Here is a 24399-nt window from a genome sequence, read left to right on the forward strand (position 1 = left end):
CCCAAAACTAAAGTTTTATTCAACTCTTTTGCTTTAGCCAGAGCTTGCCCAAAACCAAAGTTTTACTCGATTTTTTTCAAAAAATCGCGGGGTCGAGGGGCGGAGCCCTCGACGCGCTCCGCAGAGCGCGGAACGCTTTATCCTGAGAAGCGCATTTTTCGGGTGAATTGCCGCCCGAAGGGCGGCAAGAGGGGGCTTTTTGCAAGAGAAAAAGCCCCCTCCCGGTTTGGTGACCCGTATTAAGATTATAAACGAAAGATCGCCGCATTTCATCACGAAATACGGCGTTTTTTACCTGCGATTCTATTTTTGTTTAGCAGGCAATCCAGTCTCCAACCCATTCCCCTTTAGAATAATTATAAAGGCGACGATAGATATGTCCATCTATGGTTTTATAAACCCACTCAATCTTATCTTTGCGGGGCTGGATGCTTCCTCCATCTATACCTGAGTTTTTAATTGTAGAGATCTGCGGGGCAGACCAGCCTGCAGCAGACACTTGTATTCCCATAAAAGAAATAGCAAGCACAGAAGCAGAAAAAACAGCCAGCATTTTTTTACGAAGGTTCAAGTTGTGTCACCTCATCAATAGATTTATAAATTGGCATATCTGAAACTATATTACGACTATCATAAGCTATTCCCCAATAAACTCCGTCAATATAGACATCATATTGCCCATCATCTCTTAAAACAGAAAATATATTTTCTGAACTTAACGGTATAGAGTCCGCGAGTTCTGGATATTCTGGCTCCAATATAAAAGAAAAAGCGCCAATCAGAAGCGCTGCACACACAAGCATACTTGGTACAAGATGTCGCTGACGCGCTTCTTTGGTCTGCCGATTGCTCATTGACAGCAACTGGAATCGCTGTTTCACTGGAGCCTCTTTTGCTGTTGCAAACGCTAAGGCACAGTTGGAAAGCGGCGAATCAACACTGATCCTTGCGACATCCACCAGACACTGCATATAGTCATTGGTTTCTTTGTCGCTCATATACTGGGTAACCACTTCATCAGCATGAAGCTCTAAGACTTTTGCAAGCTGACTCCTGAGAAGCGATGTAATTGGATTCCACCAATACACCGCACAGACAAATTCACAAAATATCTTGACCCAGGCATCATGGTTATCATAATGTGCGATCTCATGCCGGAGGACATGCGACCATTCCTCAATGGAAAGCTCCATGTCAGGTATCGCGATGACTGGGTATCGCCATCCAACCATCATCGGAACTTTAACCAGAGGAGAACATATCAGTTGGAAGGTTGCAATTCCCTTGGAACGCTTTTTGCATAACCCAACCAACGCTATTTTTGCTTCCGCAGGACAAGGAACCGCCGTTTTGCGTATAGCTCCTTCAAGCTGCAAAAAAGGAAACATCGACCGCGAAAAGCAGATAACCGCACCGATTAGCCAGATTGTGACGAGAATCACTCCCGGGGATACCGCTATTTCCCCAAATACAAGTGGGGTAATCAGGAAATCCCGTAATGCAGGCAGGCCCCATCCAAGATAGATACTGGTTTCAAAGCCAAGCTCAAACGGAATCACCATGCGGATCATAGCAATCATCAGAAACCAGATAATCACTCTCGAACCGGTATAAACAAGCCACTCGTCCTTTTGTAAAAACCGCCAGACCAAGTAAATCAGCAGACTGCCGAAAAAAATAATGCTCATCAAACCGGTTGCTGAAATCATCTTAAGAGTCCGCCTCGAGTTTCTCCCGATGCTGGTGAACAAGCTCCTCCAGCTCATCAATCGTCTTTCTGTCTACATCTTCTTCCAGGAGTCTGGAAACGATTTGTGTCGTAGGCAGCTTGGGGCTGATGTCTTTGAACTGTTTGATGAAAAGCTCGGTCGTATACACTTCGGGATCCACATTGGGTCTATACCGACGGGAAAGAACGGTTCCACTGTGGACAATGTCCGCGATCTCGATCATCCCGGCATTCAGAAGATTTTTCAGAACCACATTTACGGTGTTGATGCTTGTAGAACTGATCCTGGCAATCTCAGACGCAAGATAAGGCGTATCGCTTTTCCACAGCAGGGTCATGACCTCCATTTCCCTGCGGCTCAACTGAATTGGATTTCTAATTTGGGGCACAGCACATCTCCTTTCTTTTTTCCTAAAACGGAATTTACTTTATAAATAATTATAATACAAAAAAATAGAAAGTCAATAGTTCTGAGGGAAATTTTTATCCGTTTTTTGAAAAAGCGGGTATCTGCCCCCGAAAAGTACGACGCGGGCTAAAAAAGCCGCGGCAAATCAAAACGGAACCGGAAGGAGAAAGCCGGGGGTAACGATCAGGATTGCCGCGCCCGCCGCGAACGAGACCCCGTTGGCAACAAGCGCATAGATAACTGCCAGCCAGCGGCGCGCCGGTTCTCCCGCCGGACGGTACCGGGGCAGCAGAAACGCATAGGCAGTCGCTTCGAGCAGAAATACCAGAAATTCCAACAGAACATATTCGACCATCAGCAGCAGGCCGCCCGCATGATAGGCGGTCAGATTGAGCAGGAGGTTCAAAATCCCCTGGGTGACAAGGTTAGCCGCCAGAACAATGCGTATCTGCTGTCTGGCGCGGTAACAGAACAGAACCGCAACCACAAGTTCGATCGCGATGGTTGCAGCCATCCGGCAGAAAAACGAAACAATCTGCCAGAGATAACAATACGATCTTTGCATTGAAAATTCGCCGATTTTTGTCTCGCCCGGCGACAGCGAAAGATCGTGCAGATCAGCGGTGAACAGGCTGTCAAATGCGTACCGCTCATAGCTTTCGGCGCTCACCACAAAAGCATCCTGCTCGGGAAAATAGAGCAGAAGTTTAAAACGGGCAGGCGGAAAATAGCCCCAGGTAAACGAGGAGGTCTCGGTACAGTCCTGAAAATATTGCAGGAAGTACCAGCCATCCGGACCCTCAAACGCTACAAATTTTTCCCAGATTGGGTATTCCGGGTCTTCAGGCGTATAGCGCGGATTGTCTGGAAACTCCTCCAGCGCGGTATACGGCCCGCAAAACGGCTCGGGAGAAAGGAGCGTAGCCATGTACCGTTGCCCTTCCAGCCCCTCGAACCGGATGCGGGTTGAGGCCTTCGGCCCCATATCTGCCGAAATTCCGGTCGACAAGAGAAGAACAGCCAGAACCATGCAAAGGACCGCCGTAACCGTCCTTCGAAAAAACCATCTGGTTTGGGCGGGACCACCTTTTTTTCCCTGGCGCAGAGAAACCGTTAAAGCGCCATCAGACCTGTTCATAGTCCTGTTCACGTGCGCGGGTATTCAACCGCTTCTTGCCCCGGACGATCAACCCCACGACTTTAGGCCCGGCATTGATGACGATTGCCGCACCCGCTTGCCAGAGCGCCTTGGGGGAATGGCCAAACCGTTTGGAAATCGCCTTGCTCATCTCCTCCCCGCACTCGGCGGCCGAGCCGTAGACCACGACGGTCGGGGCTTTTTTATCCGCGCAGTTGGCGTATCCCACCTCTGCCAGACGGGTGATGAGGTTTTTGTCGCCGCGCACCTTTTCAATTACCGTAGTTTTTCCGTCTATGATCGAGATGATCGGGCGCAGACCCAGCACCTCCCCCACAAAGGCCGCTGCTGCGGGCACCCGCCCGGACTTTTTCACATAGGCCAGGGTGTAGGGGGCAAAATAAATCTCAACGGTCGAAAAAAAGTCGTCCAGATAGGAGACAATATCCTCTGCCGTTTTGCCGGCCTTGACCATCTTGGACGCCTCAACCAGCGGGTAGCCATAGCCCAGGGTATAACTGCCGGAGTCCAGAATTGTGATCCGCAGCCTGTCCTGCGCGTCCGGATGCTCCTCGAAAAAGGTCTTTTTTGCAAAAACCGCCGCTTCAAACATATTTGAACCTGCGGAGGTGATCGTCGTATTGATGATATCGGTATAGCCCTGTGCATAAGCGTCCTCATACGCCTGCTGGTAGGTCAGCGACAGGATGTGGCTGGTGACTGGCAGCTCCTTTGCTGCGGACAGCCTTTCGTAAAATTCCGGGATCGTGAAATCCACCCGCTCGTAATAGCCCTTCCCGTCGATCGTGATCGGGATCGGCAGCATCACGATGCCGCCTTCGGTCAGGTCCTGATCGCTGATGTCGCTTGCAGAGTCGGTCATCAGCAGAATCTTCTGGTTGTGTGCTGTTTTTTTTGCCATATCTGTTCTCCTATCCGTTCCATTCGTATTTGGTCAGCTTGCCCGCATTTTGCAGTTCGGGAAACTCCCACTGGCGCAGCGCCTCATAAACCGCCACCGCCACCGTATTCGAGAGGTTCAGGCTGCGTGCCCCCGCGATCATCGGCAGACGTACGCAGCATTCCGGATTTGCATGGAGAAGTTCCTCGGGGAGCCCCCGGTCCTCCCGGCCAAATACAAGGTAGGTGTTGTCCGGATACTGCGGCTCGGTATAGGTCTGCTGTGCTTTGGTGCTGAAATAATAAAATCTTCCCTCATTTTGCGCAAAAAATGCGGCCGATGAGGGATAGGTCGTGATGTCCAACAGATGCCAGTAGTCCAGCCCCGCGCGTTTGAGTTTGGCATCGGTGATCTCGAAGCCCAAAGGCCCTACCAGGTGCAGGCGTGCACCGGTCGCTGCACAGGTGCGCGCGATGTTGCCGGTATTCTGCGGAATCTGCGGCTCAATCAGAACAATGTTTAAGGTCGGCATGTTTTCCATCCTCGCGGTACAGAGTTCTGGCTGGCGCTCCCAGCCAGAGCCCTCGGTCTGTTTTCTCTACTTTACCATTTTGTGCCCGAGGAAGTCAATATCGTACAAGCGCTTCTTTCCTGCAAATTGACGTCCTGTGAACAGCATAGGGGAAGCTTCTGCCGTTATCTGCCCGCCGGGTCGACAACACAGATTTTCTCGAAGGATATTTTTCCACATCATCAAAAATACTTGTTGAAAGAATGTGCAAACTATGATAATATTTTAAAAAATATACATAGGAGGTAGGGAAATGGAGAAGCAAAGCGGTTCAACACAAAAATGGTATCCAAAAAATATCCGGATCATCTTATCTCTTCTGCTCTTTGTTTCTGTAGGTCTTATTTTGATGTGGGAGTGCAGCGGATGGAACCCAACGTCTAAAGCGGTCATATCAGTATTGGGGAACACGGCGGCGGACGTGCTCGGCTGGGGATTGCCTGCGTTGCTTTGGCTGTTGGCTGCAATCGGAATATTGTCCCTTCTGAAAAAGGGAAAAAGGCTGGATGGGAGCCGGTTTAAAAGGCTTTCATGCGCCGGATTGTGTGTGGCCTCCTGCTCTTTTCTGGCCTGTGCACCTGCCCCTCTGGGGGTCGAAAGGCAAGTGCCGGAACATCTGCCGGCCGCAGCAACTGTCAGTTCCCTTTCCCTAGCAGAGAGGGAATCCGGATCGCAAGCGCCCGAACCGGCCTTAACAAAGCGGTTGAATGTCAGCCAGGCAATCCTGAAAGAGATGGAGCCGGACAGGCTGTCTTTGGAACTTGCACTTTATAAAGCCGCGGAAAAAGCCAATGCTGCAAGCATAGACAAAATTGAGGTTACCGTCTCGGCAAAAGACAAATTTGCCGTTGATACAGAGCTGGCAATTCTTCAAAACGATATGAAAGCGGCGAAATGGGCGGCGGTTACGCTCTATAACACCTTTGCAGAGATAGAGGGGTACCAGGTTTCCCTCTATACGTTTGCAGTGTCTGCCAACCAGACTCCGCTTTGGACGATCTCCAAAACAGATGATGACGAGAAATTCAGCATTGCAAGCGTGACGCAGGATGGGGCAGCAACGACGTTTACCGCGCAGGAATTGGAGCAGGAACGTGCAGGGGCTGTATCTTCCGGCCAATCGGAATCGCCTGCGCGGGAGCCTGCCGTACAGAAACAACCGGTTCCTGCTGCACCGGCCCCTGCGGTCACATCCCCGCCGGCGGACAACAGCTGGACCGCTGACCTTGATAAAAACGCATCCGACACCAATGAGGTCACCGGGCCGTTGGATCAAACCGCTTACTGGGTACCACGCGGAAAATCCTATCATTTTTCTTCCAACTGCACCACGCTGAAACGCTCCAAAACCATTCTGAGCGGGAGCCTACAGCAGGCGTTGTCCGCCGGAAAAGCGGACCCCTGCAACCTGTGCGCAGGAGGCAGATAACGGACAGAATAAAAATACCGCCGGTTGCAAAACCGGCGGTATTTTTGATCGTCTGAGACCTGCAGCGGGTCAGAAGCTGGGGGAACGGTCCAGAAGCTCCTCGAAGATTCCGGCGAGAACATAGGGGGTATCGTCCGGGAAAATCGAATCCCCGGCCTTCATATCTCCGCCTGAGTCTTCACTAATCAGCTCCCCAAATTCGGTCAGGTTCCCATCGTTTCCGACCTGATCGCGGACGTCAAACAGCATTTCGTCGCCCACTGAAAGCATAAGCGGCATGAACGCGCTGTCTGAAACCATGATGCAGAGAAGGAACGGCTCTTCCTCGAGCACCGAATCTTCACCGCCTGCAACCGTCCCAGGCAGGTAGATATACACCCCATCGGTATAAACATCATCCGCGAAGAGGGCCGCCTCTACCCAGCCATAGTTTTGCTGGAGGACTGCTACCGTAATTGGCTGGAGAACCTCGTCAAAAAAGAGCTGGAAAGAACTGAGCGGGTCGATATACTCGGTATCCGGCTGGGATTCTTCCCAGAAGTGCTCCAGCTCCTCGGGCTGGGATCCCGCCCAGTCAGTCGCGATCTCTTCCGGAGCGGGGGCACTAGCCGCTTCCGAGTGGAGCTGTTCGTTCTCCTGCGCGTATGAGAACACCAACGACAATCCCACAGGCAGCAGAGTGAAAAAGATCATGACGATGACCACAGTAAGCAGGCATCCAACCAGAGGAGGCTTTCTGAGCGGCTTATCCAGCTTGGACGCGGATTGATATTTTTTTCCGTGGGCAAACCGCCGGGCAGTTTCTTCATGGTAGTAGTGGCTTCCCTGAAATACGCTCTGGTCGAACTCGTCAGAGATGTCGTACCGGTCCCGGTCGGGGGCAGGCTCGTCCTTGCGGTCACGCTCCCGTTCGATCTCCTGGTTTCTCCGACGGATGGTGCAGATCGCGCAGACATCATCAATGTAGCTTCCGGGAAGTTCCTTGCCGCAGTCATGGCAGTGCTTTTTTGGCATCCCCGGACGGATGCAGTCGTCATCCGGAACAGTGGACACCGGTTCCGTGGCTTTGGGCGTCTGCTCCGGGTGTTTGATCCCACAATAACAGCAATAAAGGCTGTCCTCCGGGATTTCCCGTCCGCACTTTCTGCAAAACATACAAATCAACCTCATTTCAGCGCTGCCCCCATCGGGAAACAGCGCGCAAAGATTCGCGCTGCTACTCGCAGAAGCGCAGCGCAACCTCGGCAGCGGTCGCTGCGTCGGGGGTATAGCTGTCCGCACCGATCGTGTCACAGTAGCTTTGGGTAACCGGTGCGCCGCCGATCATCACCTTGACATTCCCGGCAAGCGGCGATTCCCTGACCAGGTCAACGACCCGCTTCATTTCGGGCATGGTGGTCGTGAGCAGCGCGGAACAGGCAATGATTGCCGCACCATGTTCCTGTGCTGCGGACAGGTATTTTTCGGCAGGCACATCCACCCCTAGGTCGATGACCTTCAACCCTTTGCCTTCAAACATCATCTTTACGAGATTTTTTCCAATATCGTGCTGGTCGCCCTTGACAGTGCCGATCACCACGGTGCCCTTCGATTCCACCCCCGCATCAGCGAGCAGCGGTTTCAAAAGCCCAAGGCCGGCGTTCATCGCGCGGGCGGCAAGCATCACTTCAGGGATAAACACCTTGTTTGCCTTGAATTTTTCACCGATCACATTCATGCCGGCCAGCAGCCCATCGTTTAAAATCTGGTCGGCGGAGATTCCCGCGTCTATCGCTTTTTGAATCTGCTGTTTGACAGCGGGTGCGCGCCCCTGCTGCAACAGTTTGCTCAGATCCTCCAACAGTCCCTCCAAAATAAGCCCCCCTGAAAACAGATTTTGTCCCCCGAATGCAACAGCAAATGCGTTTGGAACCCGACGCCTCACAGACAGAGGGGTACCCCTCGATTCCGCAGCCTTTGCAAAGGCCGAAAACGTCTGGTCCCGATTATTCACCCTCTGCCAAAGCAGCGGGCGTTCGGATCACTTCTAAAAACATCATACCCCAAAACCGGTCAAAATTCAAGACTGCGCCAAAAATCGCCTTGAGAGGAAACGGGACGGAAACCCACCGGCACAGCGGTTTCCAATATCGTGAAAGATTCGTAAACAAACGGGAGAATTCATAGAATATTCATAAACGGCCGGTAGAATGGGGGGCAGATCAAAAAAAGGAGGATGATCCATGGAGAAACCTGCGGTCAAACAGCAAGCGACGACAGCAGGGAAATCGACAAAACGACTGAAAAAATACATAGCGTCAGCAGGTGCAGGGATGGCATTCCTGCTGCTCTGCGCGTTTTCTCCCAAGATGCAGGCCGAAGCACTTACGCCGCCCGCACAGGAGACCAAAACCGTGACCGTTACCGAAAAAATCCCGTTCGAGACGACCTATGTCGACCTGCCAAACACCTACCGAGGCTATACCGAGCTGGTGAGCGAAGGCGTGATGGGCGAGCGGCAGGTCGAGGCGCAGGTGATCTATGAAGGGGATCAGGTGGTAAGGGTGGTTTCGATCAAGACGACGGAAACCGGCCGGCCGGTCAACCAGGTGGTCCGCCGCGGGACCAAGCTGCTGCGTACCCCGACGGCGGACGGGAGCGTTTGGAAAACCTCGTTTGCAAACCCGCTCAAGACCAGAGGATGGCTGTCAGCGGATTTTTACGACTACCACGGTCACAATGGGATCGACCTCGCCGCGCCTTATGGAACGCCGGTCTATGCGGCGGCGGGCGGCACCGTCGAGCTTTCGGGCTGGTACGGCGAGTATGGACGGTGTGTTATCATCGGGCATTCGGATGGCAGCAAGACCCTCTATGGGCACAACAGTAAGCTGAATGTGTCGGTTGGGCAGACGGTGAAACAGGGGGAGAAAATCGCGGAAGTTGGCTCGACCGGGAACTCGACCGGGAACCATCTGCATTTTGAGATTCGGGTGGGAGGGACATTCCTCGATCCGCTCGTTTATATGGATAAGTAAAGCACAAAAGGAACGGACGATCCGGATCGCCCGTTCCTTTTTCTATTCCGGCCGGCTGTAAATCTCGTCGATGCGCTGCTGGATGCATCTTCCAGCGCGTTCGAGGCTCAGCTGTTCGGTGACAGATCGTTTGGCGTTCTGGGAGATCTGCTGGTAAAATGCCGGATCCTGCCAGAGCTTCTGCATGGCTTCAGCGGCCTGCTCCAGGTCTGCATCCGCCCAGCGGTTCCCAGCTTTGTATGGGCCATAATCCTCTTCAATCGGAACCAGCGAATAGTCGATCATGCAGGCGGTTTCCTGGCTCATGAATTCGGTATTGGCCGACCAGTTGGTGGCAACCACAGGGGTCCCGAGCAGCATTGCTTCCGCCAGAGCCAGACCGAACCCTTCCGCGCGGTGCAGGGAAACGAGCACATCCACACAGCTTACCAGGCTATTCACCTGGACTTTGGTTAAAATATCAGAAATCAGATAGATATTCCGATATCCCTGGAAGCTGGCCCGGAGCATGTCCAGATCCGCCTGCTGGGGGTTGTTTACCTTGATGACCAGCCCCACCTCCGGATTCTCGACCGGGAAAGCCCGCTTATAGGCGGCGATAACCCCCAACGGGTTTTTACGCTGGATGGTGCTGTTGCAGTCATACATGGTGAGATAGAGGAACTGGTTTTCCGGGAGGTGGAACCAACTGCGTGAACAGGCGTCGTCGGTTGGAGCACTGATCGCATAAGGGACTGTTCGAACAGGAAGAGAGGTTTTTTTGCGGATGCTTTCGCTGACAAACTCCGCGGGGGTCCATATTTCGTCCAGCAGCCCCATGCAGAGACACCACTCATCCGGGAATTCCTCCAGTTCCCAAAGCCAGAAGCCGATGTTATAGTGCTGCGCCCACATAGATGCCGGAAGCTGAAAGTAGGCGGCAACCAGCTCGGAGGGGTTGATGTGGATGAGATTGATATTGAACGGGACCGTATTGGTGATTTTCGAATCCCATGTAGAATCGGAATGGCGCATCTGGCCGATCTGATCGACATTATAGATCGTGAACGCTGCGCCGCTCTGCGCCAGCGCATCCGCAACCAACCGACAGCTCTGTCCCAGCCCGATCTCCCCTTTGATGTAACCGATCAGATTGACACCGTCGGGAGCGGCGGAGCGGCAGAACCGGTGCTGGAAGGAAGAGAGCACGACCGCCAGCTTTCTCCGTGTAGCCCATGGCTGCACCCGCTTGAGGAGCGCAGATGGAACGATTTTTTTTAAAAAAGGCTTGCAGGCGGTTACGATCCTCCACAAAAAACGAAACACAGAATGATGCATAAAACCTCCATGGAAAAGAGATGGGATTTAGCGGGCCGTATGGGTTGCAATTTCGACCGTGTTCAAGTATAATCATAAGTATATCTGAAAATTCGCAAAAGCGCAAGCAGCGGCCCATTTGGAACCATTTGTGTGAAAAGGTCTGCCAGTCTGCTCAAAGGCCGCGGCGTTGGGGACAGGGTTCCTGCCGCCGCGTGTATATGGCGGAATACGCCATCCGGAAAAGCGCTTTTTTGAGGGTGTCCTGGTCCTGGCTGGTCAGAGCGGAGAGAGGGGTTTTGGGTAAAAATCCCCCTGATATAAAGATTATGGGACAAACCCTCAAGCGAACCTTTCAACAACCAGGAAGAGAAAAATACAGGTCTGCCCAGGGAAACCCGGGCAAAGCCGGCTGGTTTTGCCTTTCCGGACAGGCTCAGTAAGTAAGGGGCGTTTTCATGAAGACAACAGCAGTGATTATGGCAGGCGGAAAAGGGGAGCGTTTCTGGCCCAAGAGCAGGAGCAGCTTTCCGAAACAGTTCCTTTCGTTGACGACCGACGGAAAAACCATGCTCCAGCATACGGTAGAGCGTCTGCTGCCGGTGGTGGACCTCGGTGATGTTTATATCGTGACAAATCAGGATTATGTGGAGATCGTAAAAGAGCAGATGCCCGAGCTGCCGCCAGAGAACATCCTCGCGGAGCCGATGTCAAGAAATACCGCCCCCTGTATCGGCCTGGCGGCGGCGGTGATCCAGTCAAAGTACGAGGACGCGGTGATGCTGGTCCTCCCTTCCGACCATCTGATCAAGTATACCGAGATGTATGTGGACACCCTGCGGCAGGCGATCGATCTTGCGCAGGAGGGGGAGAACCTTGTAACACTGGGGATCACCCCGACCTATCCGGAAACCGGGTACGGATACATCAATTTTGTCAGGGACGAGGCCAACAAGCAGCGGGGGATTTACAAGGTCAACCGGTTTGTGGAAAAGCCGGATATCGACACCGCGAAAGAATACCTCAGTTCGGGACAGTACCTCTGGAACAGCGGTATGTTCATCTGGAAGCTCTCCACGATTCTGGAAAAGTTTAGGCAGTTCATGCCCGATACCTATGCGGGCCTGGTCAGAATCCGGGATGCGGTCGGACAGAAAAATTTTGATCTGGTCCTGAAAACCTGCTTTGCCGGGTTCCAATCCGAGTCGATCGACTACGGCATCCTGGAAAAAGCGGAGAATATTTATACCATCCCGGGCACCTTTGGCTGGGATGACGTGGGAAGCTGGCTCTCCCTTGAGCGCATCAACCGGACCAATGAATTCGGAAACATGGTGCAGGGGGATGTTGTCACGATCAAAACCAAAAATACAACGATTGTCGGCGGGTCAAAGCTGATCGCCGCTGTAGGGCTTGAGGACATGGTGATCGTTGATACCGAAGATGCACTTCTGGTCTGCGCCAAAGACGCGGCTCAGGACATTAAAAAGGTGATCGAAAACCTGAAAATCTGCAACCGCAATGAACTGATTTAGTAAAGGGGAAAAGAAAATGAAACATGCGTTGATTACTGGGATTACCGGGCAGGACGGGTCCTATCTTTCGGAACTGCTGCTGGAAAATGGCTATGAAGTTTATGGGATCATGCGCAGGAAGAGCGTCGTGGATTACGGGAATGTGGAGCATATCAAGGACCGGATCCATTTTATCTATGCGGACATGACCGACGTGGTTTCGCTCATCAATGCGATGAAAATTTCGCAGGCGGATGAGGTGTATAACCTGGCGGCACAGTCGTTTGTGGCTACGAGCTGGGAACAGCCGATCGCCACCGCGGAGATCGACGCGGTAGGCGTCACCAACATGCTTGAGGCGATCCGCACCGTGAATCCCAAATGCCGCTTTTATCAGGCCTCCACTTCTGAAATGTTCGGATTGGTGCAGGAGATGCCGCAGACCGAGAAAACCCCGTTTTACCCCAGAAGCCCCTACGGAGTCGCCAAACTCTACGGGCACTGGATCACGAAAAACTATCGGGAAAGCTTTGGGCTGTACGCCTGTTCGGGCATCCTGTTCAACCACGAGTCGGAGCGGCGCGGGAAAGAGTTTGTGACCCGTAAGATCACCGATGCAGTCGCCCGGATCAAGCTGGGGGTGCAGGAGTCCCTGGAGCTGGGGAACATGGACGCCAAACGCGACTGGGGGCATTCCAAGGACTATGTGCGCGCCATGTGGCTGATGCTGCAGCAGGAGTCTCCGGACGATTATGTGATCGCGACGAATGAAACCCGCACCGTCCGCGAATTTGTGGAAACCGCATTCCGCCATGTCGGGATTACGGTCGAATGGCAGGGAGAAGGCGTCAACGAGATCGGAAAGGATGCGGCGACCGGAAAGACCATCGTGAAGGTGAACCCGAAATTCTTCCGTCCTGCGGAGGTGGAAATCCTGCTAGGGAATCCCGCAAAAGCGGAGGGGAATCTGGGCTGGAAACGGGAAATCCCGTTCAGTGAACTGGTTGAGCGTATGGTAAAGAATGATATGGAGCTGGTCGGGAAAGAAATCCGGCTCAACGCCATCTGAAACCGCTGCCTGCGGGCCTTTAATGGCTGTTTTTAAAATCTGAAAAAGCGTTGGAGGTGGATTTGTCATGAAAGCGCTAATCATTGGGGCGGCAGGGTTTGTCGGGCACTATTTGATCAGCCATCTGCGCGATGCGTGTAACTGGCAGGTCAGTGCCACCAAGCTCAAACATGAGGAGGTCCCTGGCCAGGGGATCAGCCTGTTTGATCTGGATATTCTGGAGATAGGGCAGATCAGGACCCTGCTGGAGCAGGTGCGTCCGGATTGTATTTTCCATCTGGCGGCACAAAGCTCGGTCGCCCTGTCCTGGAAGAATCCGGCTTTGACAGCGGATGTGAACATCAAGGGGGTTATCAATCTGCTGGATGCGGCCCGCGCGCTGGATTACAGGCCCAGGATCCTGTTGATCGGGTCGGGCGAAGAATATGGGCATGTGAAACCGGAAGAAATCCCGATTCAGGAGGAAAACAACCTGCGTCCCGGAAACATCTACGCCGCGACCAAGGCGTGTCAGAACATGATCGGGAAAATCTATGCGGACGCCTATGGGATGGATATCATCCGGGTACGGGCGTTTAACCATATCGCGCCGGGACAGGCGCCGATCTTTGTGGTTTCGGATTTCTGCAAACAGGTCGCGGAGATCGAAGCCGGGATCCGGGAACCGGTCATTTCGGTCGGGAACCTCAGCGCTAAACGGGATTTTACGGATGTCCGTGACGTAGTTCGTGCATACCGGCTTTTGATGGAGAACGGCAGGCCCGGGGAGCTTTACAATGTCGGGAGCGGCCATGCGGTGGCCATCCAGGAGATATTGGACCAGATATTGTCCCTGTCGAATCAGAAGATAGAAGTCCGGGTGGACAGCAGCCGGATGCGCCCGGTCGATGTGCCGATCATTGAGGCGGATATTTCAAAGCTGTGTGCGGATACCGGATGGGAGCGGCAGATTGCACTGGAACAAACCATCCGGGAGATCGTAGAGGATTGGAGAAACAAGGTCAAGGCGGGATAAACTGTCTTGAAAGAAAAAGGACGCGGAAGAGAAATCCGCGTCCTTTTTGGTTTTCCGATCGGATATGCCGCCGCAAAGCTGGCTTTTGTTCAGTGGCTGCAATTCTTTTTTTCAAAGAATTCCTGTAGGGAGAACGAACCTTCGGCGGCATAGCCCAGTTTGTTGAGCGAATGGCGCAGTTCTGCCGGAAGCCGGCCGCTCAACCGGGCTGCTGCGACCCCATTCCGGAGCTGCGCCGCGAACGCCGCGCGCGCCATCCCGTCGATCAATGGGAGGTCGGTGCGCCGGCCAGTGTCCGCCCCTTCAAGCACCACGCATCCCTCCTCAAGGGTGAATACGGCGGTTGCGAGCACCTCATCCTTCTGAAAGGCCGCGTAGGCGAACACGTTTTTTCCATCCAGCCCGAAGCTGCCGCATACCCGCGCGGAAAGCCGCGGATCGGATAATCTGCGAATCTGAAACATCCTGCACCTCCATCCTATTTCGCCGCCGCATTGCGCAGGGCAGCGACCTCGGAAGGCTTCAGCTCCCGCCAGTGTCCCGGTTGGAGCATCCCCAGCTTGAGCGGGCCGATCGAAGTGCGTTTGAGCCGCGCGACCTCCAGCCCGACTGCCTCGCACATCCGGCGCACCTGCCGGTTGCGCCCCTCCTGGATTGTGATCTGGAGTACGACCCGGCCCTCTCCCTTCTCGAGCACCAGGACGGTGGCCGGCAGGGTCATCCGACCGTCGAGCATCACGCCCGCGGCCATCTGCGCCGCCTGTTCATCGGTGATTCCCGGACGGGCGGTCACCCGGTAGGTTTTGGAAATGTGGTTGGACGGATGCATAATCAGGTTGGCGAAGTTCCCGTCGTTTGTGAGCAGAAGCAGCCCTTCGCTGTTGCGGTCGAGCCTGCCCACCGGGTAGACCCGCATGGGCAGGTCTTTCACCAGATCGGTGACGCATCTGCGCCCCATCTCATCTGAGGTGGTGGTGACATAGCCGCGCGGTTTATGCAGCATGACGTAACAGTTTTTCTTTTTGCGCTGGAATACGATCCGCTTTCCATCGACCGCGATGATGTCGCGGTTGGGGTTGACCGGGTTGCCCAGCTGGGCGGGATGCCCGTTGACAGTGATCCGTCCGTTTCGGATCGCCTCTTCCGCCTTGCGGCGGGACATGACGCCATGATCCGAAAGTACCTTCTGAATCCGGATGCCTTTTCCCTGTGCCATAAATTTTACCTGTCTTTCCACGGCTCACGCCGTTGATTTTTGTGAGATTCAGGACCTGTGCGCCCCGACGATTTTTGTGGTTCTGGCTAGGGGCTGTTTGAAAAATCGAAATAGCCGTCTTTTTCTACAAAAAGCGGCAGCTGCCGCGTCAAAAATGCGCGGAATACAGCAAGTATTCCTGTGCTTTTTTCCTTGCAACCGCTCGCTTTTTACGAACCATCCGTCTATTTCTCTATTTTCAAACAAGCCCTAGAAAGCGGAATACAAACGTGTTTTCGGCTCTGGCTTCAGGCCAAAGGCCGCTGGGCCGGTTGGCCTTTGCGCGCTGCCCCACGCTCCCGAAGCCCTGTCAGACGCATTACAGGATAGCCTTATGTAAACAACCATTCCAAGAGAGATTCGCGGGGGGAAGGGGTGGTCGCCTCGACCGGCTGTGCGGCGGTCAGCGGCAGCTCGGCGACCGGCTCGCCATTGCAGCAGATGGTCAGATGTCCGAGCAGGTCCCCCTGCTCGACCGGCGCGAACACAAGCGGTGCGGCAACCGCGCGCACCTCTACCCGATCCCCCTCGAGCAGCGCCATTGCAGGGGGAGGGGTGTACCGCAGCGCGACAGCCGGTTCGGTCCCGCCCGCAACCGGGAGCTGCAATCCTGTGTGCGGCAGATAGCCCGAAAGGTCGTCCGGGGTGAGCAGGCCAAAATAGCGGTCGAACAGCCTGCGGTGCTCGTTCCAGTCGTCCGGGCAGCCGAGCGTGACAGCGATCAGCCGTACCCCGTCCCGCTCGGCGCAGGAGACCAGGCACCGCCCGGAAGCCTTGGTAAAGCCGGTTTTGACGCCGATTGTGCCGGGATATTCCCGCAGCAGGCGGTTGTGGTTGGTGAGCCAGCGGTTATAGGGCGGGTTGCCATACTGGACTACCGCTTTGCTCTGGGCGCAAATCTCGGCAAAAAGCGGATTTTGCAGTGCCTCGCGGGCGAGCAGCGCCATGTCGTAGGCGGTGGAGTAGTGGCCGGGGTCGTCCAATCCGGAAGGGGTTGCGAACCGGGTGTCCGCCATGCCGATCTCAGCAGCGCGGGCATTCATCCGCTCAACAAACGCAGGGATCGACCCCGAGATGCGCACCGCTGCCGCATTGGCGCCGTCGTTGCCAGAGGCAAGCAGCATCCCATAAGCGAGTGCCCGCAGGGAAACGCTGTCCCCCTCCTGAAGGCCCATCGACGAGCCTTCCACCCGGATGGCATCGCTGTCGACCTGAAAATAATCGTCCAGACCGCCCTGCTCGAGGGTGAGCAGGGCGGTCATGATTTTGGTGGTCGAGGCCATTGGCAGGCGCAGACCAGCATTCTGTGCAAAGAGCACACGCCCGGTCTGCGCATCCATCAATACCGCGGCCTTGGCTTTGGTCTGGTAGTCCGGCGTATCCGCAACCGCCTGCACTGCGGCGGGCTTCCCAAAGCCGTCCGGTGTCTGCGCGTGCGCATCAGTCACCCGCACCCCTGCCAGCAAAAGCAGGAATGCGACCAGCAGGACGATCGACTTTTTCAGCATCTCCATCACCTGCACCTTGTCATCAAAATATCGTTTGATACCAGTATACAGGTCATTTTATGCGGATTCTGTCGGTTCCATTACTGGGGCTTGCCCTCCTGCCCGGCGGAATCGGGCGGATTCTTGTCCTTTTTGGAAAACAGTTCGGAAACCTTGTCAAACAGCTCGGGCATCAGTGAAACTGCGCGGTCCGCGACGTTCTTGCTGTTGTCGAACTGGAGCAGCCGGACATCCCCGTCCTTGACCACAAGGAATGCCAGCGGCTGTACCGAGACACCGCCGCCTGCACCGCCGCCGAACAGCTCGCCCTCTTTCTGGGTGGGCAGGTCCGAGCCGCCCGAGCCGAATCCAAAGCTGACTTTGGAAACCGGGATAATGACCGTCCCGTCCGGGGTGGTGATCGCTTCACCGATCACCGTATTGGCGTCGACGAGCGACCGCAGGTTCTGCATCGAGCTGTCGAGCAGGCCGTTGATTGGATGTTCATTGTTCATGGAAATTCCTCCGTCCTTATGATCTGCGGAACTGCCTGCGGTTTTTGCCGCGCGTGTCCGCCTGTTTCGTTTGAGCGTTTTGGCCAGAAACCGGCCTGCGATATTTCCCGTCCCGAGCAGGGCAAAGAGCGGGAGCATACGGCCATGCAGGGAGAATTCCACACTGCCCTGTGAAGCGGTGAAGTCCGGCTGAATCGAGATTTCCTGCTTTTTGAGGCGCAGGAAGTGGTGGGCAGAGGCCAGAATCCCATAGACCGCCGCGTTCGTCCGCCCATAGCGGATTCCGGTTTCGGCAGCGTCCCCCTCGGCGACCACCATCTGAAGCCGAACCCGAAGCGGAAAATGCCGGACCAGAAAACCCGTCCCTTCCGCTGCCGCGGAAAGCAGGTCAGAGAGCAGGCCAGCCATGCCGGGGATTCCGCCGAACTGCTCCCCCAGAGATTTTTTCTTTTTGTCCGGCGGCTTTTTGCGGGCCTTCTTGGCCTTAACAGGCTTTTTTTCCGGCTTTTGTGGGCCGCCCAACCGGAGCTTGAAAAACGCCCAGCACAGGACGGCTTCGGCCGTTTCGCCGGTCTGATAGTGCAGCCGGATCGAACAGGGGATCAGCAAACAGACCGTGACCAGGGCCCACAGCCCCAGCAGGATAAAACCGACCATATCCGTCCCCCTTTTTGTGCGTCCACGATGTTTGAACAGATGGGTAAAAAGTTAAGATGATGGAATAAATCCGGAAAACCATCCCCAATCGGGCGGATGCGGCCCCACGGGAGCAGTTTCACGCAGCCTGGAGGGGAGGAATGTAAGAGGAAGGCACTGGACGCTTATGAGCCTGGCCTGGAACCAGGTTTACGCTGTCCCATCCTCTGTACCTGGCAGGGGCGGAAGCTGTTCCAGGCTTTCCAGACCGAACGTGCGCAGAAAATGTGGGGTCGTACGGTAGGAGAGCGGGCGCCCGGGCAGGTCGAGCCGGCCGGCTTCCTCCAGAAGCTGTTTTTCAATCAGAGAATTGACCACCCCGGAACTGTCCACGCCGCGCACCTGCTCGATCAGCGCGCGGGTCACAGGCTGGTTATAAGCGGCCACCGCAAGCACCTCGAGCGCCGCCTGCGAAAGCGGAATGTTGCGGCGCAGTGCGAGCGCGTCCTGAATCACCGGCGCAAAGGCTTCCAGTGTGGAAAGCTGGAGCCTGTCCCCCAAACGCAGGATCTGGAGCGGTATGCCGGCCTGATCGAGGCTGTCCTGAAGGGCTGGCAGATATCGCAGGACGGTTTCCTCATCCGCACCGATCGCCTGCGCGACCCTCGCCGTTTCGACCGGCTCCCCGGCGGCGAACAGCACCGAAAAAATCTGTTTGTGCGGCAGGTCAATCATAACTCAGTTCCCCCGTTGTGGATGCGTCAGGGCAGTGGTGGGTCCGATCGAACCGGACCTGCCCGTCCTCCACCGTAATCCGTTTTGCCTTTACCAGCTCGAGCACCGCCAAGAAGGTCGCCACCAGCTCGCTGCGGTCGGTGCTCGTCTCGAACAGGCTCCCATAGGACGCCCTTCCCGACCGGTAGAGCCGTTTAAGCAGGTGCACGATCCGGCTGCTGACCGAGACGACCCGCCGCGCAACAATCCCCGAAAACGCCTGCGGGGGCGGGGGCAGACGCCGCAGACCGCGTCCAACCGCGTCGCGATAAGCGTCACAGAGCAGTTTGACCGGATGAGTCAGACGGTATGCGGTATCGGCCTCAATTTTTTCCGGCGGTCGGACAAACCGTCGGAACTGCTGGCCCCGCTCCCCGAGTTCAGCGGCCATCTGCTTGCAGACCTGATATTCGAGAAGCTGCCCCTGCAGTTCGGTTTTGAGCTGGCGGCTTTCCTCCTCGTGCCTGGGCAGAAGGGAAACTGTCTTGATATAAACCAGGCGGGAGGCCATCTCGAGGAATTCGCTCGCCAGCTCGAGGTCCGCGTCCTGTGCCGCGCGGATGTACGCCATGTATTGTTCGAGCAGGGCGGAGATCTGCACGTCATAGATGTCCAGCTTGTGCTTGGCGATCAGGTGGAGCAGCAGATCGAGCGGGCCTTCAAATTCCGCAGTCCGGAACGAAAGCTGTTCCATTACAGAATAAACCGGGCGATCAGGTTGACCCAGCCGGTCGCGAAGTCCAGCAGCCGGTAGATCAGCCCGCTCAGGAACGAGAGCGGCCAGTCGAGCAGCGGGGTACCCATGACGATCACCAGCAGGATCATCGGCAGATACCGGCTGTACTGCGCAATCGTGTATTCCCATTTGGCGGGCAGGAAGTAGGAAAAGATGTTAAAGCCATCAAGCGGGGGGATCGGCAGCAGGTTGAAGACCGCCAGCCCCACATTGATCGAGACCATCATGCTGAGGATTTCAGCGACGATCCCGAGCGGCATGGTGATCGTGGCGCCGGTTGCAATTACCGCGACCGCAAAGAGCTTGTAGACAACCATGATAATGAGCGCCAGCAGCAGATTGGCAGCCGGGCCGGCCAGAGAGGTCAGCGCGACACCGGCGCGCATCGAAATCTTCCGGTTGAACCTGTGGGGCTGTACCGGAACCGGCCTTGCCCAGCCAAACCCGGTGAAAAGCAGCAGGATCGTGCCGAGCGGGTCGAGATGGGCGAGCGGGTTCAGGTCGAGCCGGCCCTGCTGGTAGGCGGTGTCGTCCCCCAGCTTGTGCGCCATCCAGCCGTGGGCGTACTCATGAACCGGCATCGAGGTGAACAGCACCACGATCCGGGCAAAGATCTGATACATCGAATAGATCGAAAATCCCATAAAAGTCTCCTGTTCTGTTTGCGTTTCTGCGTTTGAGCGGTTTCTTCCATATTATACTGGCTTTGCGGGCAAAATACAAGCGATATTCGTAGGAAAAGCCGCTTTGTGCGCAATTTCACAAAAAATTATCAAAAAGCCCTTGCATTTCCGGGCCGCATCTGATAAAATACTACTGTTGACCTCGAGAGAGAATTACAAAGACTGTCCCGCAAAGAGGAGGTGCAGACACATGGCAAAATGCGACATCTGCGGAAAAGGTGTTACCTTCGGAATCAAGGTTTCCCATTCTCACAGACGTTCCAACAGAGCTTGGAAGCCCAATGTACAGCGCGTAAAGGCGATCGTCGACGGTACTCCCCGCCACATCCACGCCTGCACCCGCTGCTTGCGTTCTGACAAAGTGCAGCGCGCAATCTGATTTCTGTGCAAATAAACGCCTCTGCTTTTAGCAGAGGCGTTTTTGTTTACCGTTGCAGGCGCTGGGCTTTCCGGGAAAGGGAGGTCAGAACGCCGCAATTGTTACAACCGGGACCGAACCGATCAGGTTAGCAATCGCTGCCGCTGTCTGACGGTCGGGTTGAGATGCAGGTATGGTTGGCTGTGCCGCGGCAGTCAGAAAAGCGTTGGATACCGCTGCCTGCGTCAATGGCGTTCCTCTGGCAGGGACATAACTGCGGACATGGAGCGCGTCTGTCCGCCTGTCCATTGTTTTGCGGTGTTACGCTGATAAACGATGACACATCACCCCGGATGCTGAAGGGCACAAAGTGAAGTGCATTGGCTGCAAGCGTCAGGGGGATGGGATCGGCGGAAAGGGGGAACTCAGGGGCCTTCGCCACCGTGGGGACCAGGCCCCTGGAATATCTTATGTGGAAGCGGATGGAATGCCACAAAGCCGTCAGTTTATGCTGCGCAGGGAAAAGATAAAGTTTCTGTGAATTTTTTCTGCCCTGCCCTGGTTGGAACCTGCCCTTTTGGCGGACATGATCGAAAAGACGGGGAGAAACAGCGAATCATCCCGCTTTTTGGGAGGCCGCCCCCGGTCTTCGGTTTGACAAAGACCCAGAAGTTGCATATAATGGGTAGTGCTCTGATATACTAAACACAGGGTGAATTTCCCATCGCCCTATGTCTCGCTGTAAAAATCTGCGGCGAAAAGAAAAAAGGAGTATTTTATGAGTCGGATTTGGAAAGAGGCCCGCGCATTGGCGGCATTTTTGCGCAGCCGGGCTTTTGCACTGGGCATGTTGTCGGTGGTGCTGGCATTTGTGATCTTTCAGATTTCCACCATGACCAACGTTGTCTATGTGACCGATGAGGAGGGGAGCGAGCTTCATTACACAATGGAGAGCGATCCCGGAAAAATTTTTGAAACCTATGCGGGCCAGCTGGACCAGAAACAGACTGGGTATCGTGGACTTTCCGGACACTACGCGGAGCTGAACACGACCCGCACCTGCAAAGCAAGCATCCAGGCAGACGGAGGAATCTCGTTCCATGACGTGCCGGTTGGTACAACAGTGGGCGACCTGCTCTACCAGCAGGGGATCACCTATGACGGGAACGACCTGCTGACCCCGGATGCGGACAAACCCATCCTTGATGGGGATCAGATTACGCTTCAGCGTGTCGAATACGAGCGGTATACCGAAGACGAAGAGATCCCCTATCAGACGGTGCGGAAAAACACCTCCCTGATCCGGCTGGGACGCACGCAAACGATTCAGCAGGGTGCGGAGGGGAGCAAGACCCTTACCTATATGCGCCGTACGGTAGATGGCCGCAGGGAGGAGGTCCAGCTGCTTGGTGAGAATGTGACCAAGCCCCCGGTGACCGAGCTGATCCTGATCGGGTCGGAGGTGCCGGTTTCCAATCTGGACTTTGATCTGGAGGTTGACGAGAACGGAAAACCGCTCCATTATTCCCGCCTGCTGACCGACCAGATCGCCACCGGATACAGCGCGCGGCCGGGTGCGCGGACTGCCAGCGGACGGTACGCGATTCCTGGACATGTTGCGGTCAACCCCAACAAGATCCCCTACGGCTCCAAGCTGTACATCGCCACCACCGACAACCGGTTTGTCTATGGGTGCGCGATTGCCGCGGATACCGGTATTGGGCTGATGGCGAATGTGGTGGATGTGGACTTGTTCTACGAGACCTATGAGGAGAGCGTCCTCAATGGCCGGCGGATTGTGGACATCTATGTACTTGAGTAAAGGCCCCAAATGGCCTGCCGAACAATCAAAACCGGAGGCCGGGCACAATCGTGTCCGGCCTCCGGTTATTTTAGGACCCATTTCGCATTTTTCAAAAAGGGTTTTCATCCAATTTCCGCATATAACAAAATCCGGCGCTTTTGCACCGGACCTTGCCTATTGGTGGGAGGAGATGGATTCGAACCATCGAAGCTGAAAGCAACAGATTTACAGTCTGCCCCCTTTGGCCACTCGGGAACCCTCCCATGATTCACTTTTGATGGAGCTGGTGGACGGACTCGAACCCCCGACCTGCTGATTACAAATCAGCTGCTCTACCAACTGAGCTACACCAGCGGATTCATAATCATTCTGAAATATCCTCGTTGGAAACTGAAAGTTATTTTAGCATATCAATCGAGGTTTGTCAACAGGTAATGGAAAAATTTTTTTGATTTTATAATCCAGGCTCCAAACCACCGGGAACCACCCCCGCAGCTATGTCCATTACAGCCGCCGCCTTTCGCCCATAGCGGCTGGTCCGCTTTGGTGACTCTAAGCCCCCCGACACGATAGAAGCCAGGAGTCCCTGACCTGCTCAGCGCAGATACCAGGGTGCAGGGCTGCTGTTTGTCTCGTCAGGGCATCCGGGCTGTTTTGGCGGGGTATATTTTTTGAAAATCCGCTCAAGGAAGAGGGAGGAGAGCAGTGCGGCGGCGGCGGGGACGATCAGCAGCGGCATCCAGTATTGGGGATAGGGGATCGCCTGGGGGGAAAGCCGGTAGGCGTCGAGCATGGACCGCAGCCCCCTGGCACAGATGAGGATTCCCTGCCCGTTAAGCAGGACGAGGACGACTGTCGAAGGCAGATGACGTATGGAGAGCAGGAACGAAGCGGAGAACAGCCCCCCGACCCCGAAGGTGAACCGGGAGAGGACCGGGAACAGGTAGCAGGCAGCTCCGGCAGGAAGCAGGAGCAGCACTCCATATGCGATGCAGAACGCGGTCCATCCACTGTCCGCCCGCGCCATCTGTCGGGTGAGGAGCATCCCGTTGCAGAGCAGGAACCCCGCAGCCACCGCAATGGCCGAAGCCGGGATTCCGGTTTTCAGGTTTTCGCGGAACGAATGGAAAAAGGACTGGCCAACGCGCCCCTCCCCACGGCGGACACTCTTGACAGCGGCATAGTAGAGGGCGGCTGTGGCAGGGCCTATCGTCACCACCGGGAGCGAGCAAACAAGCCAGGCCAAGCTCAAAAAGAGAAGGTCGGCGAACTTGCCAACCGCGCGAAAGAGAAAGTTGTCCGGGTTAAAGACCTGATTCAGCATCGGGGAAATCACCAGCCTTTTTGAAAGATGAGCAGCCGTATCCGGATTTTTAAGGGCATAGTTCGCATCCGGAGGAAAATTGGGAAGATCGGCTCCATCATCGTGCCCGGAGGTCGAGCAGAAAGAACAGGGCCGACAGGGTCGCCAAAACCAGAAACGACAGAAGGTCCCAGCGGTCAAGCACAGGGCAACCGAGTATTCCGGAAAGCGTGAGGTTGACAGCCGCACATCCCGGGATGGCTGTCAGGCAGGAAACCGCAACGGCCAGCAGTTTCCGGTTTCTCCAAAACCGGAACAGTGCAAAAACAATCCACAGAAAGGCGGCTCCGATCACTGCCATCCTGCCGCCGGCCGGCAGAATGGAGGCATGGCCCTGTATCAGGAGGTCGAGGCCGTAGAGGAACGGCAGAAGGGAGAGGCTCAAAGCCAGCAGTCCCCAGAAAATCCCCCGCTGCCCATATAGAACGACCGGGAAAAAGACCAGCCAGACCAACAGGATCGAGAGGGCTGGGAACAGGGACCAGGTGAGCCTTCCGGAGATAGACAGGTCACAGACCATAGATACCAGCATCCCGATTAGGAGCAGAAGGGAAAAGAGGAGGGCGGGACGCTGTTTTCCCGCACCGGCTTTCCCCGGGTTTATCGCACTATTTAACGGATCTGCGTGATGGAAGCGCATAGAAAACATCTCCTGTCAGGGCGATGGGAGGGAGCCTTTTTACACAGGCAAAAAGGCTCC

27 protein-coding genes and 2 tRNA genes are annotated in these 24399 nt (G+C 55.2%); 8 read left to right on the forward strand and 21 right to left on the reverse strand.

Annotated features, from left to right (window positions below):
* Window positions 1-243 (forward strand): hypothetical protein (locus C814_RS24405; protein WP_207637137.1); only part of this gene is annotated, 243 nt, incomplete at its 5' end.
* Window positions 244-313: 70 nt separating this feature from the next.
* Here the strand turns inward: C814_RS24405 and C814_RS23765 are convergent.
* From C814_RS23765 to C814_RS15945, 6 genes are all read right to left on the reverse strand, one after another.
* A complete protein-coding gene (locus tag C814_RS23765) occupies window positions 314-571 on the reverse strand; it encodes a hypothetical protein (RefSeq protein ID WP_155846403.1) in 258 nt (85 codons plus the stop codon).
* Window positions 558-1709, reverse strand: a complete 1152-nt coding sequence (locus C814_RS15925) for a M56 family metallopeptidase (RefSeq protein ID WP_016316405.1) — start codon at window positions 1707-1709, stop codon at window positions 558-560. The genes C814_RS23765 and C814_RS15925 overlap by 14 nt, the downstream gene beginning before the upstream one ends.
* 1 nt (window position 1710) lies before the next feature.
* Window positions 1711-2118: a BlaI/MecI/CopY family transcriptional regulator gene (locus C814_RS15930; protein WP_016316406.1), complete on the reverse strand. Its 408-nt coding sequence runs from the start codon at window positions 2116-2118 to the stop codon at window positions 1711-1713.
* A 165-nt stretch (window positions 2119-2283) separates the two neighbouring features.
* Window positions 2284-3168, reverse strand: coding sequence for a hypothetical protein (locus C814_RS15935; RefSeq protein ID WP_016316407.1), 885 nt, complete (start codon window positions 3166-3168; stop codon window positions 2284-2286).
* A 94-nt stretch (window positions 3169-3262) separates the two neighbouring features.
* Window positions 3263-4198 (reverse strand): DegV family protein, encoded by a 936-nt coding sequence (locus C814_RS15940; RefSeq protein WP_016316408.1) that lies wholly within the window; start codon window positions 4196-4198, stop codon window positions 3263-3265.
* A gap of 10 nt (window positions 4199-4208) precedes the next feature.
* Window positions 4209-4709 carry a tRNA (cytidine(34)-2'-O)-methyltransferase gene (locus C814_RS15945; RefSeq protein WP_016316409.1) on the reverse strand — a complete coding sequence of 167 codons (501 nt, stop codon included), beginning with the start codon at window positions 4707-4709 and terminating at the stop codon, window positions 4209-4211.
* 643 nt (window positions 4710-5352) lie between these two features.
* On the opposite strand from C814_RS15945, the gene C814_RS24845 reads away from it, so the two are divergent.
* A complete protein-coding gene (locus C814_RS24845) occupies window positions 5353-6177 on the forward strand; it encodes a hypothetical protein (RefSeq protein WP_207637138.1) in 825 nt (274 codons plus the stop codon).
* Between the two features lie 69 nt (window positions 6178-6246).
* On the opposite strand, the gene C814_RS15955 is transcribed toward C814_RS24845, so the two are convergent.
* Both C814_RS15955 and C814_RS15960 read right to left on the reverse strand, forming a co-directional pair.
* Window positions 6247-7332 (reverse strand): zinc ribbon domain-containing protein, encoded by a 1086-nt coding sequence (locus tag C814_RS15955; RefSeq protein ID WP_016316411.1) that lies wholly within the window; start codon window positions 7330-7332, stop codon window positions 6247-6249.
* A 61-nt stretch (window positions 7333-7393) separates the two neighbouring features.
* The gene (locus tag C814_RS15960; RefSeq protein WP_022788467.1) at window positions 7394-8029 is read right to left on the reverse strand and encodes a corrinoid protein; all 636 of its coding nucleotides are present in this window, start codon (window positions 8027-8029) and stop codon (window positions 7394-7396) included.
* Between the two features lie 370 nt (window positions 8030-8399).
* On the opposite strand from C814_RS15960, the gene C814_RS24610 reads away from it, so the two are divergent.
* Window positions 8400-9194, forward strand: coding sequence for a M23 family metallopeptidase (locus C814_RS24610; protein ID WP_016316413.1), 795 nt, complete (start codon window positions 8400-8402; stop codon window positions 9192-9194).
* Window positions 9195-9236: 42 nt separating this feature from the next.
* Here C814_RS24610 and C814_RS15965 read toward each other — a convergent pair whose 3' ends face one another.
* Window positions 9237-10511 (reverse strand): glycosyltransferase family 4 protein, encoded by a 1275-nt coding sequence (locus C814_RS15965; RefSeq protein WP_016316414.1) that lies wholly within the window; start codon window positions 10509-10511, stop codon window positions 9237-9239.
* A 437-nt stretch (window positions 10512-10948) separates the two neighbouring features.
* Here C814_RS15965 and C814_RS15970 point away from each other — a divergent pair, with 437 nt between their 5' ends.
* The 3 genes from C814_RS15970 (at window position 10949) to C814_RS15980 (ending at window position 14088) form a co-directional block, all read left to right on the forward strand.
* Complete coding sequence (locus C814_RS15970) at window positions 10949-12025, forward strand: mannose-1-phosphate guanylyltransferase (protein WP_016316415.1); 1077 nt, start codon at window positions 10949-10951, stop codon at window positions 12023-12025.
* 16 nt (window positions 12026-12041) lie between these two features.
* Window positions 12042-13073 carry a GDP-mannose 4,6-dehydratase gene (gene gmd / locus C814_RS15975; protein ID WP_016316416.1) on the forward strand — a complete coding sequence of 344 codons (1032 nt, stop codon included), beginning with the start codon at window positions 12042-12044 and terminating at the stop codon, window positions 13071-13073.
* A gap of 67 nt (window positions 13074-13140) precedes the next feature.
* A complete protein-coding gene (locus tag C814_RS15980; RefSeq protein WP_016316417.1) occupies window positions 13141-14088 on the forward strand; it encodes a GDP-mannose 4,6-dehydratase in 948 nt (315 codons plus the stop codon).
* 89 nt (window positions 14089-14177) lie between these two features.
* On the opposite strand, the gene C814_RS15985 is transcribed toward C814_RS15980, so the two are convergent.
* The 7 genes from C814_RS15985 to C814_RS16010 form a co-directional block, all read right to left on the reverse strand.
* Window positions 14178-14552, reverse strand: a complete 375-nt coding sequence (locus C814_RS15985; protein WP_016316418.1) for a hypothetical protein — start codon at window positions 14550-14552, stop codon at window positions 14178-14180.
* 14 nt (window positions 14553-14566) lie between these two features.
* Window positions 14567-15304 (reverse strand): pseudouridine synthase, encoded by a 738-nt coding sequence (locus C814_RS15990; protein WP_016316419.1) that lies wholly within the window; start codon window positions 15302-15304, stop codon window positions 14567-14569.
* A gap of 371 nt (window positions 15305-15675) precedes the next feature.
* Complete coding sequence (locus C814_RS15995) at window positions 15676-16857, reverse strand: D-alanyl-D-alanine carboxypeptidase family protein (RefSeq protein ID WP_016316420.1); 1182 nt, start codon at window positions 16855-16857, stop codon at window positions 15676-15678.
* A gap of 74 nt (window positions 16858-16931) precedes the next feature.
* The gene (gene ytfJ, locus C814_RS24965; RefSeq protein ID WP_016316421.1) at window positions 16932-18002 is read right to left on the reverse strand and encodes a GerW family sporulation protein; all 1071 of its coding nucleotides are present in this window, start codon (window positions 18000-18002) and stop codon (window positions 16932-16934) included.
* 189 nt (window positions 18003-18191) lie between these two features.
* Window positions 18192-18716 (reverse strand): SMC-Scp complex subunit ScpB, encoded by a 525-nt coding sequence (gene scpB / locus C814_RS16000; RefSeq protein WP_016316422.1) that lies wholly within the window; start codon window positions 18714-18716, stop codon window positions 18192-18194.
* A complete protein-coding gene (locus C814_RS16005; RefSeq protein WP_016316423.1) occupies window positions 18709-19449 on the reverse strand; it encodes a segregation and condensation protein A in 741 nt (246 codons plus the stop codon). The genes scpB and C814_RS16005 overlap by 8 nt, the downstream gene beginning before the upstream one ends.
* Window positions 19449-20135 (reverse strand): site-2 protease family protein, encoded by a 687-nt coding sequence (locus C814_RS16010; RefSeq protein ID WP_016316424.1) that lies wholly within the window; start codon window positions 20133-20135, stop codon window positions 19449-19451. The genes C814_RS16005 and C814_RS16010 overlap by 1 nt, the downstream gene beginning before the upstream one ends.
* A gap of 229 nt (window positions 20136-20364) precedes the next feature.
* Here C814_RS16010 and rpmB point away from each other — a divergent pair, with 229 nt between their 5' ends.
* Complete coding sequence (gene rpmB, locus C814_RS16015; protein WP_016316425.1) at window positions 20365-20553, forward strand: 50S ribosomal protein L28; 189 nt, start codon at window positions 20365-20367, stop codon at window positions 20551-20553.
* Window positions 20554-20637: 84 nt separating this feature from the next.
* Here the strand turns inward: rpmB and C814_RS23775 are convergent, their stop codons facing one another.
* Window positions 20638-20781 carry a hypothetical protein gene (locus C814_RS23775; RefSeq protein ID WP_196809932.1) on the reverse strand — a complete coding sequence of 48 codons (144 nt, stop codon included), beginning with the start codon at window positions 20779-20781 and terminating at the stop codon, window positions 20638-20640.
* Window positions 20782-21310: 529 nt separating this feature from the next.
* Between C814_RS23775 and C814_RS0105120 the strand changes: the two genes are divergently transcribed.
* Window positions 21311-22354, forward strand: coding sequence for a 3D domain-containing protein (locus C814_RS0105120; RefSeq protein WP_016316426.1), 1044 nt, complete (start codon window positions 21311-21313; stop codon window positions 22352-22354).
* A 160-nt stretch (window positions 22355-22514) separates the two neighbouring features.
* Here C814_RS0105120 and C814_RS16020 read toward each other — a convergent pair.
* From C814_RS16020 to C814_RS0105125, 4 genes are all read right to left on the reverse strand, one after another.
* Window positions 22515-22599: transfer RNA gene (locus tag C814_RS16020), tRNA-Tyr, on the reverse strand.
* Between the two features lie 15 nt (window positions 22600-22614).
* Window positions 22615-22690 (reverse strand) — tRNA-Thr (locus tag C814_RS16025).
* 241 nt (window positions 22691-22931) lie between these two features.
* A complete protein-coding gene (locus tag C814_RS16030) occupies window positions 22932-23660 on the reverse strand; it encodes a YesL family protein (RefSeq protein WP_016316428.1) in 729 nt (242 codons plus the stop codon).
* 97 nt (window positions 23661-23757) lie between these two features.
* Complete coding sequence (locus C814_RS0105125) at window positions 23758-24339, reverse strand: hypothetical protein (RefSeq protein ID WP_016316429.1); 582 nt, start codon at window positions 24337-24339, stop codon at window positions 23758-23760.
* Between the last annotated feature and the right edge of the window lie 60 nt (window positions 24340-24399).

Origin of the sequence: Anaerotruncus sp. G3(2012), from assembly GCF_000403395.2 — a bacterium.
GTDB lineage: Bacteria > Bacillota > Clostridia > Oscillospirales > Ruminococcaceae > Anaerotruncus.